Consider the following 12840-nt stretch of genomic DNA (forward strand, 5'->3'; position numbering starts at 1 on the left):
GGGTCCATCGGGTTTACGATTTTCATTTCGATTTTCGTTCTCATAGGGATCGCCATTATCTTCGGTTTTTTTCACGCCGTCCTGGCTGCGTTTAACCCCAAGCTGACAATCACCCTGTTTTCCGACTTCATCTGCATAGGGGACGAGGTATCCTTCAGCTGGGAGTTCAAAGGCAGCGCAAGCAGAATCAGCCGGTTCACCTTGACGCTGACAGGGACGGAAGCCGCCTCGTACAGGCGGGGGACGGACACCATAACCGACACCCATAATTTTTATCAGGCGGAAATTACGGAGCAGACCAACTCCGCATTTATGCAAAGGGGGCAGGGGCGCATTACAATTCCTGAAGAAACCATGCACACCTTCAAAAGCAGCAACAACGAAATCATGTGGGTGCTGAAGGCCCATTGCGACATCCCCAAATGGCCCGACACCAAAAACGATTACACAATAAGCATCCATCCCCTGCAGGAGGGGCGTTTTTAACAAGGGACCTCACTATGACTATGATGAACGTGCAGTTGGACGGCGGAACAATCTTCAAGCCGGGAGAAACCATAACAGGACAGGTTTCATGGTATCTGGACAAGAGGCCCAAGGCGGCTCGGGTGCGTTTATTCTGGTACACCATGGGCAAGGGGACGGAAGACAGCCAGGTGGAGGACCAACTGGTCTTTGACAAGCCCATGCAGCAGGATAACCGGTCCTTCAAGTTTAAACTGCCCGTTGCGCCGTACAGTTTTTCAGGAACCCTCATCACCCTCCGTTGGGGGGTGGAGCTGGACATCAAGGGCGTGAAAGAGGTCTGCGCCAAGGAATTCGTTTTAAGCCCCTTTGAAAAGGAAATCGTCCTGTAAGGCCGAATCAATGAAAGCCCACGACAACCCCTTTGCCAGCCGCTACATGGACTCCCTGCCGTACATCCCCATTGGCACGGACTGGGAACGGATTTTGGGCGGCTTGAAAAATCAAAGCGGCCGCGGCGCCGTAGTCGGCCCCAAAGGCACGGGCAAGACCACCTTCCTGGAAGAGCTAAAGCGCCGGCTTTCCAGGGAGGGATATACTGTTCATTTATTGCGGCTGAACCAGGAACGGAAACGGCCGGATAGGGAGGAAGTCCGGCAAATATGCTCAGGCCTTGACCTTCAAAGCGCCGTTTTGCTGGACGGCGCTGAGCAATTGTCGCGGCTGGGATGGATTTCCTTTGTTTTTAAGACCCGAAAAGCCGGAATTCTGGTGGCTTCCTCCCATTCCCCAGGCCTTTTGCCCACCCTGTTGAAAACAACCGCCACGCCGGAACTGCTTCAAATCCTGGCCAACCGCCTTTTGCCTGAGGACTCCCCTTTGGAGCCGGAGCATTCTTTCCGGCTTTTTCACGCCCGCAACGGCAACCTGCGTCTGGCCCTTATGGATCTGTACGATATCTGGGCGCGCCGTTAGGCTGCGAAATGGAATGATAAAATGAGCGTTTTTGAAATAATAGACCTGACTCCGGAGAATATTCCGGAATACGGCGTTTGCGGTTATAAGGACGCCGCGAAGAATCCGGGCTTGGCGAAGAAAATTGAGTGGGTGAAGGAACACCATCCCAAGGGTTTGCGGATTAAAGCCCTAATCTCGCAATCCGGAGGCTATCAAGGCATGATCGAATATATTCCGGGCGAGTTCGCCCATCGCCCTGTGGATGCCGCCGGATATCTGTTTATCCATTGCCTGTTTGTGGGATTCAAAAAGGAGTTCAAAGGCCGGGGCTTTGCCTCTGCATTGATCAACGAATGCCTCCAGGACGCCCGCAGGCAGGGTTTGTACGGCGTGGCGACGGTTGCCAGAAAAGGCTCGTTCATGGCGGGTAAGGAAATATTCCTGAAAAACAGGTTTGTTACGGTGGACAAAACAAAGCCCGACTTTGAATTGATGGTTTATCGGTTGAACGACCAAGCCCCTCTTCCCGGGTTTAAGCCGGATATGCAGAAATCCTTGCAAGAATACGGCCAGGGACTCGTTATCCTGCGTTCGTCCCAATGCCCCTACACAGAGAGGAATGTTGCGGCCATTGCAGAATCGGCCAATAATCTGAAACTGCAGGTCAAGGTGCTGGATTTGCAGGACGTGCAAGCCGTTCAGGACGGACCTTGCCCCTTTGGATCATTTTGCCTTATCCATGACGGGGAGATTATCAGCTATCATCCCATTAGCGACACCCGGTTTAAAAACATCATGAAAAAGAGATTAGGCGCCTGATTTCAAGTGGCTTTCGCACATGGAGGCCGCCAGCTTGGCCAATTTCTCCATGTGCCGGCGTACGTCTTGGGGCTCGCGGCCGGGATAGTTGCGGAAGGATATGAGGATGCCGTTCAGCGCGGCGAACAAGGCGTGGGAGTGGAGTCTGAGCTGTTCAGGCTTGGCATTGCCTTCGATAATCCGGTCGAATTGCTCCAGGATGGAACGGGCCGCCTGGTTGAGTTTCTCCAGCAAAGGGCCGGATAACTGACCGCCCATCATGAAGTTAGCCATCATGCGAAAATGATGGTCATGCTCGATGAGAAAATCAATGTAAATCAGCACAAAGTCGGACAAGTTGGAGATTCCGCCGTCGGCTATGCGTTGATCCACCCGGTGGATGATTTCCTTCGTTCCTTGCACAAAGGCCTCCACAAACAGGCTTTGCTGGTCAGGAAAATACCTGTAGATGGACGAAGCCGCTATGCCCGCCTCCTGGGCGATTTCACGCATGCTCACCTGCTCGAAAGGCTTTTTTCCGAACACCCTTTCCGCGGCGTCCACGATCACGCGCTGGCGGGCTTTGCGTTCTTCTTCCTTGAGGCTGGCGAATGTTGCGTGCTGCTTGGGCATTTTTGAGTGGGTCCTTTGTTTTGCCGCCCTATGAAAAAACCGGGGGATTTTCCGCAAAGCAGAGCGTCCCCCGGGGCGATTCATTAAAGATAGGCCGGATTAATCAGTCCTGGCTTTCCACCATTTCAAGCGCTTGATCCTGGTATGCGTGATACAGCCTGTGGCAGAAGCTGTCCCACTGCTTGCATACGGCGATGGTTTCAGGACTCATTTCAAACAGGTTGGGGTGTTTAAAAATTTGTTCAATTTCATCCTGGAACTCTTTTATCAGACCTTCGTCCCTGCCCGCAAGGATATTTCCCGCCAATTCCCGGGGCGGGAGCCACGCCGCCGCTTTTTGCAGGTCCCTGTGCATTTGGGTCAAAAGCACGTTCCGGGGGCCTTCCCACAACTCGTTTACTGCGGCGTCGCGGTACAGCCTGGGCAGGGCGGAGAAATCCTCCATCACGCCGTGGCCGCCGAACATGCTCATGGCGGCGCGCACGACGTCCGGGCAATCCCAACTGGTGCAGATTTTTTGCAGCATGACCAACTCACGCACCATAAAGCGCTTTTTCTTCATGGCGTCGTCTTCGTCCTTGGACGCGCCCAAAAAGCCGCCGGGCAGATCCAGAACTTCCTTGTACAGGCGGAAGGCGCCCGCCAGGGTTCTTTTGGCCGTATGCTCCATGTCCGCCAACTGGCCCATAACCATGGGGAAGAAGTTGATGTTCACGCCGAACGCTTCGCGGAATTCGCAGTATTTTGCGGCCTCGCGCCATACCCGGATCATGGAGGACGCGCCGGAAAGGCCCACGGTCAAGCGGGAGTATGTCAGCACCACGCCCACCATGTTAGCCAGTCCCCGATCCAAGGGCCCCACCTGGTAAGCCACGGCGCCGTTTAACGTGAGCTCCGCCGTGGGCAGCTCGCTGGTGCCCATTTTCCACTTGATGCGATCGATGGTGAAGCTGTTGCGGCGTTCCTTTTCCTTGTCCCCGGGCAGCCAGGAGGGCATGACGAACAGGCCGACCTTTTCCGAGCCCTTGGGCTTGGCCGTAACCATGGCGTAATCCGCATGCGCCGCCGAGCAGAAAAACTTGGTCCCGTACAATTTCCAGACGCCGTCTTCCTTCACCGCCTCCACCAGGTTGGAAGGCACGTCGGAGCCTCCCTGGATTTCCGAAAGATACTGGGCGCCGATGGCGAATTCGCCGTCCACCCCTTCCTTGCAATGATTGAGGATGGCTTTCAGTTCCGGAGTGTCTGCGAAAGGCTCGATGACCGCCACCAATCCCTCGGTGCAGGTCAACGGGCAAGAGACGCAGTACTCGCCGTTTTGGTACATGAGGAACATCTTGATCAGCTTGACCCAGGGATGGGTGTTCTTGGAGAACAAGGCTTCGGAGAAAACCTCCTTCTCCACAATCTGGGTCTCCACGGGGCGCTCAATCCGGTCTATGCGGTTTCTGTGCCCGTCGTAATGCTTCATATAAGGCCGCTTTTCCGGCCAGGCAAGCGCCTCGGACAGTTTGCGCCATTTGAAAGAGGCCTTCTTGGACGTCTCTCTGGCTGCAGCGTCCACCTCGTCGGCCATGTCGCCGCAAAAAGTCCGGACGACTTTTTGGGCGAAGGGGTCGTCGGCGTAATAGTCCACGTTTTCGCGCCAATCTAAAAAAGCGTTAAAGCTGTATGGGTTGTTGCGATCCGGCAAGCTCATGGTCTTACTCCTTTCGAAAGGAATTTGGGGCTGGAGTTTGGAAAGAAGGGCGCTTTCCAGGAAAACGCCCCATGACCGGAACTACTTGGCCAACTCTTCTCTTAAAACGGTTTTCAATATTTTGCCAGTGGAGTTCTTGGGCAGCGCCTCCACAAAATGCACTTCCTTGACCCGCTTGAAGCCAGCCAGATTGTCGCGGCAGACCTGGAGAATGTCCTCTTCCGTTACGGTTTCGCCGGGACGGACAGCCACGTGGGCCACGGGAATTTCGCCCCATTTTTCGTCAGGCCTTCCCGTAACCGCCGCTTCGGCCACCGCCGGATGGGATTGCAGGACCTGTTCGATCTCCGCCGGATAAATGTTCTCGCCGCCGCTGATGATCATGTCCTTCAAGCGGTCGATCACATACACGCAGCCGTCCTCGTCGATTCTTCCCAAATCGCCCGAGCGGTAGCATCCGCCAGTCAAAGCCTCTTCGCTGGCCTTGGGATTGTTCCAGTACCCCAAAAACACCTGGGGGCCGAACAAACACAGTTCGCCCACTTCGCCGGCCGGGACCTCTTCGTCGCTTTCCGGCTTGCAGACCTTGACCTGGCCGTGGAAAACCGGCTTGCCTGCCGAAGCGCATTTGTCCATGCCGATTTCGTGGGTCCAGAAGGTGATGGCGCCGGTGTATTCCGTAGCCCCGTATACCTGGGCGATTTTAAATCCCTTCTCACTATATAGATGGATCAAAGAGGGCGGCACGGGGGAAGCGCCGCACACAAAGAAATTCAGGCTGGACAGGTCGAACTTCTCCACGACCTCCGGCGGAACCATGGCCATGGCCATGAGCATCAAGGGCACGGTCATCATAAAATTGATGCGTTCGTCCTGGATGGTCTTGTACATGCCGACAGGATCGAAATCCGGCATAAAGACCGTGGTAAGGCCTTTGTGAATGTTGGCGAACACCGGCGATAGCCCGCCGATGTGGAACAACGGCGCCACGAGCAGATAGCGCTCCTTGTACGCCCACGGCAGGGTGTGGGTCAGGCCCAGGGACGCCCAAAATGCATTGTTGTGGCTGATCATGGCGCCCTTGGGCTTTCCCGTGGTGCCCGAGGTGTACATGATCACGCAGGGATCGTCCCCGCCTGCTTCTATGGAGGGCTCCTCTTCCGAGCCTTGCGCCAGGAAATCCTCAAAGTCCAGATCCCTGCCATCCGCGAACTTGCTCACAAACAGGCGGGCCGGAATGTTTCCTTTAAGCTCGTCCACCACGGGCGCGAAGGCGTCGTCGTAAATCAGCATTTCGGCGCCGCAGTTGTTCAGGATGTATTCCAGTTCCGGGGCGGTGAGCCGCCAGTTCAAAATGGCGGTTATCACGCCCGCCTTGGCCGCGCCCATCAAGGCGCAGATGATGTGCTCGTTGTTTTTGCAAAGCACCGCAATGCGGTCTCCCTTTTTGAAATCGTTGGCCTTCAAGGCGGAGGCGAAGCGATTGGCCCGGGCGTTTTCCTGGGCGAAAGTATAGCGATAGTCAGCGCCTACGCAGGCTTCCAGGCTGGGCGATAAAAAGGCTCTATTGGCCAGAATGCGTCCTAGATTGGTTTGCATGTTAAGTCTACTCCTCCCTCGTGATGATTGATCATAAAACAGAACACTGTTCGCAAAATAAATGAAGCGTTCCTGGTCGTCAAGGAAAATCGGTAGGCAGTCATTTTATTGATGCAGGTAGGGTTATTAGAATTGCTGATTAATGGGCAGCCAATGCGATAAGAACATTATTTTGGGGGTGAAAATACACGTTGTTGTCTGTTGCTGGAGTCAAGCGGTCGGAAGAATACTCTATATGACTTATCATAGAGAGTCGTCAGCACTGGCATATACCGGGCATGCTTTACGAAAATGAATTCGAGAAAAAAGGTAAGGTTTTCTTGCATCCCAATCTTTCGATATTTCCTGTTGTTCAGTCTCACTAAAGGCAACTGTTGGTGTATTTATGATTGCAATGCCTTTGCGCTTCAGTGCGTTCAAGGTTGAACCTTGCTTCATTTTTTTACCATGCTTTGCCATCGCCATTTGAAATGCGTTTTGACTAAACTTTTTGGTTAGAGAAATGTGTAAAGCCTTTTCGGCAAGGGGATCAGATGGAAATAGTTGTTCGCCTCCTTCAAACCTTTCAAACACCTTTATTGATACTCTTCGATCGTGAAGGAATGGTGTGCAAGTTAGAAAAGGCCTACTATTTAAGGAAGCCCGCTTTGGGAGACGATAACACCATGCATATTGTTCGGCTGGTCGACGTAAAGGTTGTAAACCGACTATGGATGAGTGGGGGATTTTTGGCCCTGTCGGATCTCCAACATCTGCTGCCTCAAAATATGTATAGAAGACCCCCTTTTGTGTGCTTTGAAGGATGGGCTTATAACTTTTTGATTTTCTATCATACTCGCAACAGGCAAAAAAAGCTGCAATAAGTGGGTTTGATGTGAAATCAATTAATTGTGTTGCTAACCCAAAATGCTGAGCAAGTCCTTCAAAGTCAATTTTTATTCGTAGCCCCATCACCGACCAACTTGCAAAATCAATAACCGCTGGGTGAGAGGATAGTAGAATGTGAAACTCGGCAATCCGCATTTCAGCAATAAATCTTTCAATTTTACTTAAAGAAGTGCGATACAAGGAAGATTTGCAGGGTTCATAATATTGATTTTGCCCTCGATAGATTAGTGCTGAAAACTCAGGGTATGGTGCCAATACGCATTGTTTGCCATTGATGGCAATGGCCGAAAAGTGACCGTCCTCCATGATTTCAAAATGTTGTGCAGCCCATTGTTGTTGGATGGCCTGCTGCTGGATCAATTTATTAATAATATCTCTGGCAGTAGTAGTCATTTGACTTATGGCCTCTTGCATCTATTTGATACTACAGGATAATATTGATGGTTATAGTTTACTTCGCGCATCTATTGAGAGATGTTACCGGTTAGTTCGTAACGTTTCGGTGCGAGCATGAAAATTGTATATTGTTAAATGGTTACATGTAGGCAAATCTCCTCGACCACTTTATTTGCTATCCCCGGCTTGTTTAAGAAACAGGCCGGGGCGTAAGTTAGCTTTGAAGGCTTGACGTCTTACATATGGAAGGCCAGGCCGGCGGAGCCGTTCACGTACTTTACCTCGTCCAGGTCGTGAAAGCCGGTGACGTATGTGGCTTCCATGTTCAGGGAAATGGATTCGGTCAAATAATAATCAAAGCCCAGGCCGGCTTTGAAGCAGGGGTCGTGCTCGGTGTTGCCGCCCGTCACGGTTTTGCCTTTGTATGAGGCGGTGGTGGAGATTTCTCCGATCATAAGCCCCCCGCCCAGGGAGGCGTAAGGCCTGAAAACCTCTATATCTCCGATTTTTGGGGCGAATTTGATAGCGCCCGTTATGGTGGTCACGTCCAGTTCCACGTCCAGTTTGGCGCCCTTGGTTGCGGCGAGTAGGGATTCCTCCGATCCCTCAAATCCGGGCAGATAATTGCCTTCCAACTCAAAAAAGAACAAGCGGGCGATGCGGGCTTTTTCGGGAATGGGAATGCGCGCTCCAAACAAGGCGTAAAACCCGTAGGTCCCGTCCACTTCAGGGGAGACTCCGTATTCACGCACGTAATATCCATTATATTCGTCGATATCCATGCACTCAAAAGCGTAGGACCCGCCCGCCCCAAAATAAACGCCCAAACCGTCGCCCGCGTATGCGGCGCCGGCCGCGACCGTAAGAATCAGCAAGGCGGAGGCTAACACCAGGATTTTTTTCATTGTTTTCTCCTGAATTAAAAAGGTGGTTGCAACGGATGCGGACGAGGAAAGGCCGAAAAGCCTGATGGAGGGCGATAGCGCCCGATAATGCGGATGTAAAGCGGCGCCCCCCCGGCGTCTGGCTTCCCCTCCCTGCATAACGAAAATTCATACTGGGCCATGGTATTAAAACCTGACGGGTTTTTCAAGATAAAAGCCTCTTTTTTCAACAGAGGAAAAGGGAATTGCTGCGGCTTATTGACTTATGCCTTCGATCCATATAATAATCCGGGTTAATGGGGAGATAATCATGGAAACCAAGCAAAAAAATCGAATTGGTTCGCTCAGCCGGACCACCAAAGAGACCCAGGTGGAAATCGCCCTGAACCTGGACGGGACCGGGGAGGTCCAGGTGGACACGGGCATCGGTTTTTTCGACCACATGCTGACCCTGTTCGGGTGCCACGGCCGTTTTGACCTGAAGATCAAGGCCGTGGGGGACCTGGAAGTGGACCTGCACCACACGGTGGAGGACGTGGGGCTGGTTTTGGGGGAGGTTTTCAAAAAGGCTTTGGGCGACGGCGCGGGAATCCGGCGCTACGGCTTTTCCGTCGTTCCCATGGACGAGGCGCTGGCCCAGGTCGCCCTGGATTTGTCCGGCAGGCCGTTCCTGGTCTTTAGCGTACCCTTTGCAGGGCCGTCCATCGGAGAGTTCGACACCCAACTTCCCCAGGAGTTTTTTCGGGCTTTTGTCAATAAAGCCGGAGCGACCTGTCACATTCAGGTCCCTTACGGCGAAAATGACCACCATATGATCGAGGCGGTGTTCAAGGCGTGGGGGAGGGCTCTGCGCCAAGCTGCTTCCATAGATCCCGACGTCCGGGGTATACCTTCAACCAAAGGGGTTTTGTAGATATGCCAGTTCTGGGAAAAAGGGGCCGTAAGAGGCCAGTCGCCGCGGCATGCGTTGCATTAACGGCCGCGGCTGTTCTGCTTTGGGCGGGGTGCGCTTCCACTCCTCCCGCTCCCGCCGCCAACGCCGAGGGAATCAAAACCGTTCTGGTGCTCCCCTTTGTGGACATGGCCGAACTGTACGGCCTGGATGAAGGCGTGCGGTCTCCCATTTCGGGCCAGGCCTTTGAGACCGGACCCGTGGAGGAGGGCGCCTGTCTTTACATGACCCAGCAAATGTTTACCTTTCTGGAGGAAAAAACCGGCTTTACGCCCATTCCTTTTGAAGACGCCGAGGGCGTGCTTGAAGAGGTCATGAGCGCCCATAACTCCATTATTCTTTCCCGCCAGATGGTTTGCGAGGTGGGGCGGAGAATGGGCGTGGACGGGGTGGCCGCCGGCCATGTGTACCGTTTTCGCAACCGGGTGGGCAAAGCCTTTTCCGTGGACACCCCGGCCTCCGTGGCCTTTGACGTGCACTTGCTGCAGGTTTCCCAACAGAAAATTTTGTGGTCCGGCCGCTACGACGAAACCCAAAAGGCCCTTTCGGAAAACCTGTTTGATTTCAGTAAATTCGTAAAAAGAGGCGGCGCCTGGGTTACGGCCGAAAAACTGGCGGCCGGCGGCCTGGACAAAGCTTTGGAGACTTTTCCCAAACAATGATTGTTATACCTGCTGTTGATATTCGCCAGGGCAAGTGCGTCCGCCTTAGTCAAGGCCGGGCCGACGCCCAGACTGTATATTCCGACGACCCCGCCGCCATGGCCGCCAAGTGGGAGGGCATGGGCGCCGCTCGCATTCATGTGGTGGATCTGGACGGGGCCTTTGAAAAAACCCCGAAAAACCTGGACGCGATCAAAAAAATTCTGGAAACGGTCAAAAAACCGGTCCAGGTGGGCGGGGGAATTCGCGATCTCGCCACGATGGAAACCTATCTTGATTTAGGCGTTTCCAATATCATCATCGGCACCGAGGCCATTCGCAATCCCGAGATGGTCAAGGACGCCTGCAAGCGTTTTCCCGGCAAGATCATTGTGGGCATTGACGCCAAAGAAGGCATGGTGGCCGTGGAAGGCTGGACGGAGACCACTTCCGTCAAGGCCGTGGATTTGGCCCGCTCCTTTGAGGACGCCGGGGTGGCGGCCGTCAATTTTACGGACATCCATCGGGACGGCATGCAAACAGGCCCCAATATAGAGCAGACCCGGGCTTTCGCCCAGGCCATATCCATACCCGTTGTGGCTTCCGGCGGCGTTTCCACCATCAAGGACATCAAGTCGGTGAAAACCCTGGCCGAAGACGGCGTGGTGGGCGTCATTACAGGACGCGCATTGTATGTGGGAACCTTAGATCTGGCCGAAGCCGTCTCCGTGGCCATGGAAGGCGTCGACCCGGAATACAATCCTTTTTGATCCAACCCTGGGCCTTGATCAACCGGTCGAGGCCCTTTTTAAAATAAGCTGAAAAAAATTTCTTGACAAGCGGTCAGGCTGTCACTAACTTCTGATGGTTGATGATCGTGTTTCGTGGCGTCAGGCTTTTTGCCAGGGGGGCTAAAAGTTTTTTTGATTACCGCCGCACAAAATAAGCTGGCTCGCCAAGGGGCCAATTCCCGGATGGGCTCACGTCTTCACCGGATGCTTCAGCTACTGTTGCGTCCTGAGACGCGGGCCTTGCGTATTTTATAGCCCCTGGCTCTTTTTTGTTCGCCGCCGGACGCATTTTGCGGCCGGCCCTGGTTCCTTTTGAAAGGATGTATTTTGGCTCGTTTTTCTCCGGACGACCAGATCTCCCATGTGAGAAACTCCGTCAATATTGTAGACGTGATTTCGGATTACATGGTTCTGAAGAAAGCCGGTAATAACTTCGTGGGCCTATGTCCTTTCCACGCCGAAAAAACCCCTTCCTTTTCCGTGAACCCGGATCGCCAGTTCTTCCACTGTTTTGGATGCGGCGAAGGAGGGGACGTCTTCGACTTTGTCATGCGCCAGAACAATCTCACATTCCCCGAAGCCCTGGCCTCTTTGGCCGCCCGCGCGGGAATTGAACTCGCCCCCCGAAAAATGACGCCGCAGCAGCAGAAAATCGTGGCCGAAAGGGACGCCCTTTATGCGGCCAACGACTTTGCCCGGGACTTTTTCGTAAAAAGCCTCAACGCCCCCCAGGCGTCCCAGGCAAGGGAATACATGAAAAAACGGGAAATGCCCCAGGACGTGCTCGAAACCTTTATGCTGGGCTTCGCCCCGGATGAATGGCGGGCCCTCTCCGGTTTCCTGCAAGGGAAAGGGGTTCCTCCGCACAGGGCCGAAAAAGCCGGTTTGCTGGTGCAAAAGGAAGGCGGCGGAAACGTCTACGACCGGTTCCGCAACCGCATTATTTTCCCCATACACGATATTAGCGGACGAATTGCAGGCTTTGGAGGACGGGTGATGGATGACGCCCTGCCCAAATACCTCAATTCTCCCCAGACGCCCATTTATGATAAAAAACGGATGCTTTACGGCCTGTATCAGGCGCGCCAGGAGTGCCGGAAAACCGGAGTCGCCTTCATGGTGGAAGGCTATTTTGACGTCCTGGCCCTATACGCCCACGGCGTCCGGAATGCAGTGGCCACCTGCGGTACAGCCCTTTCCCCGGACCATGTCCGCATAATAAAAGGGTACGCCAAAAAGGTGGTGCTGGTCTTTGACTCGGATACGGCGGGAATCAACGCAGCCAGGAAAAGCCTGCCTCTTTTTGAAGCCGAAAAGGTGCAGGCCAAGGTGCTTGTCCTGCCTGCAGGGCACGACCCTGATTCCTTTGTTCGCGATTTTGGCGCTAAAGAATTTTTGGAGGCTGCCGAAAATAGCCAGGATATGATTCCATTTCTCATGGAATCGGCTATAGCCAGGCACGGACTCTCCATTGAAGGCAAGGCCAATGTCGTGGCGGAGATCAAGGAGCAGGTGGCAGCCGTCTCGGACGGCGTAACCCGTTCCCTGTACATTAAGCAAATCGCCGAAAAGCTGGGCGTGGACGAGGCGGCAGTGCTTGACGCGGTAAGGGACGCCGCAAAAACCCGACCCAAAAGACTGCCGGGAACCGTCCACGAACAACACGCCAAACCGGCCGAACCGGCTCCGGACAGGATGGAAACGGCCATTTTGCAAATGATGGTCCGTTGCCCGGAATGCGCCCCGAAAGTGGCGGAAAAGCGGTTGATCAAGCATTTCTCCTCCAATCGGGTGCGGGCCCTGGGCCTGCGCATTCTGGAGTTCATCCAGGCGGGAGGGGATCCCGGCGGCGCAGGCATTATGAACCTGGCCGTGGAACAGGACGACCGGAGCCTGTTGGCGCGGATTTTGTCCCATGACGACCCATTGGAGCTCCCGGGGTGTATGGCGATCATAGACCAGTTTGAAAAAAGCATCACCCGAAGGAACCATGCTGAATTGGACAGAAGAATTCAGCAAGCCCAGACGGAAGGCCATCACGACCTGGCCCTTCGTTTATTGGTTGAAAAGAACGAGTTGTTGAAGGCGTTACAGGCCCGGAACCTCAAGGTCGGGGCCAAATATTAGCAAAGGAGCG

At 53.9% G+C, this 12840-nt stretch carries 13 protein-coding genes; 8 read left to right on the plus strand and 5 right to left on the minus strand.

Features of this window, described 5'->3' with window-relative positions:
• The 4 genes from BUE18_RS28075 to BUE18_RS22635 all read left to right on the plus strand — a co-directional run.
• Positions 1-486, plus strand: a 486-nt coding sequence (locus BUE18_RS28075) for a hypothetical protein (RefSeq protein ID WP_170868280.1), incomplete at its 5' end; no start/stop codon positions are given.
• A gap of 14 nt (positions 487-500) precedes the next feature.
• Positions 501-857, plus strand: coding sequence for a hypothetical protein (locus tag BUE18_RS22625; protein ID WP_139264626.1), 357 nt, complete (start codon positions 501-503; stop codon positions 855-857).
• A gap of 10 nt (positions 858-867) precedes the next feature.
• Complete coding sequence (locus BUE18_RS22630) at positions 868-1440, plus strand: P-loop NTPase family protein (RefSeq protein ID WP_073478439.1); 573 nt, start codon at positions 868-870, stop codon at positions 1438-1440.
• 21 nt (positions 1441-1461) lie between these two features.
• Complete coding sequence (locus BUE18_RS22635) at positions 1462-2241, plus strand: GNAT family N-acetyltransferase (RefSeq protein ID WP_073478440.1); 780 nt, start codon at positions 1462-1464, stop codon at positions 2239-2241.
• Here BUE18_RS22635 and BUE18_RS22640 read toward each other — a convergent pair.
• From BUE18_RS22640 to BUE18_RS22660, 5 genes are all read right to left on the minus strand, one after another.
• Positions 2230-2853: a TetR/AcrR family transcriptional regulator gene (locus tag BUE18_RS22640; RefSeq protein WP_073478441.1), complete on the minus strand. Its 624-nt coding sequence runs from the start codon at positions 2851-2853 to the stop codon at positions 2230-2232. The genes BUE18_RS22635 and BUE18_RS22640 overlap by 12 nt on opposite strands.
• Before the next feature lie 103 nt (positions 2854-2956).
• The gene (locus BUE18_RS22645; RefSeq protein ID WP_073478442.1) at positions 2957-4552 is read right to left on the minus strand and encodes an acyl-CoA dehydrogenase family protein; all 1596 of its coding nucleotides are present in this window, start codon (positions 4550-4552) and stop codon (positions 2957-2959) included.
• A gap of 81 nt (positions 4553-4633) precedes the next feature.
• Positions 4634-6151 (minus strand): class I adenylate-forming enzyme family protein, encoded by a 1518-nt coding sequence (locus BUE18_RS22650; protein WP_073478443.1) that lies wholly within the window; start codon positions 6149-6151, stop codon positions 4634-4636.
• Between the two features lie 243 nt (positions 6152-6394).
• Positions 6395-7432 (minus strand): FRG domain-containing protein, encoded by a 1038-nt coding sequence (locus tag BUE18_RS22655; protein ID WP_073478444.1) that lies wholly within the window; start codon positions 7430-7432, stop codon positions 6395-6397.
• 239 nt (positions 7433-7671) lie between these two features.
• Positions 7672-8340 carry an outer membrane beta-barrel protein gene (locus BUE18_RS22660; RefSeq protein ID WP_073478445.1) on the minus strand — a complete coding sequence of 223 codons (669 nt, stop codon included), beginning with the start codon at positions 8338-8340 and terminating at the stop codon, positions 7672-7674.
• A 289-nt stretch (positions 8341-8629) separates the two neighbouring features.
• On the opposite strand from BUE18_RS22660, the gene hisB reads away from it, so the two are divergent.
• The 4 genes from hisB (at position 8630) to dnaG (ending at position 12830) form a co-directional block, all read left to right on the plus strand.
• Positions 8630-9232: an imidazoleglycerol-phosphate dehydratase HisB gene (gene hisB, locus BUE18_RS22665; protein WP_073478446.1), complete on the plus strand. Its 603-nt coding sequence runs from the start codon at positions 8630-8632 to the stop codon at positions 9230-9232.
• Between the two features lie 2 nt (positions 9233-9234).
• Complete coding sequence (locus BUE18_RS22670) at positions 9235-9933, plus strand: hypothetical protein (RefSeq protein WP_073478447.1); 699 nt, start codon at positions 9235-9237, stop codon at positions 9931-9933.
• On the plus strand, positions 9930-10682 hold the full coding sequence (gene hisA / locus BUE18_RS22675; RefSeq protein ID WP_073478448.1) for a 1-(5-phosphoribosyl)-5-[(5-phosphoribosylamino)methylideneamino]imidazole-4-carboxamide isomerase: 753 nt from the start codon (positions 9930-9932) through the stop codon (positions 10680-10682). Before BUE18_RS22670 ends, hisA begins: the two co-directional genes overlap by 4 nt.
• 348 nt (positions 10683-11030) lie before the next feature.
• Entirely contained in the window at positions 11031-12830 is a 1800-nt protein-coding gene (gene dnaG / locus BUE18_RS22680; protein ID WP_073478449.1) for a DNA primase, read from the plus strand.
• Positions 12831-12840 lie beyond the last annotated feature (10 nt).

Origin of the sequence: Desulfatibacillum alkenivorans DSM 16219 (assembly GCF_900142135.1) — a bacterium.
In the GTDB taxonomy this organism is placed as follows: domain Bacteria; phylum Desulfobacterota; class Desulfobacteria; order Desulfobacterales; family Desulfatibacillaceae; genus Desulfatibacillum; species Desulfatibacillum alkenivorans.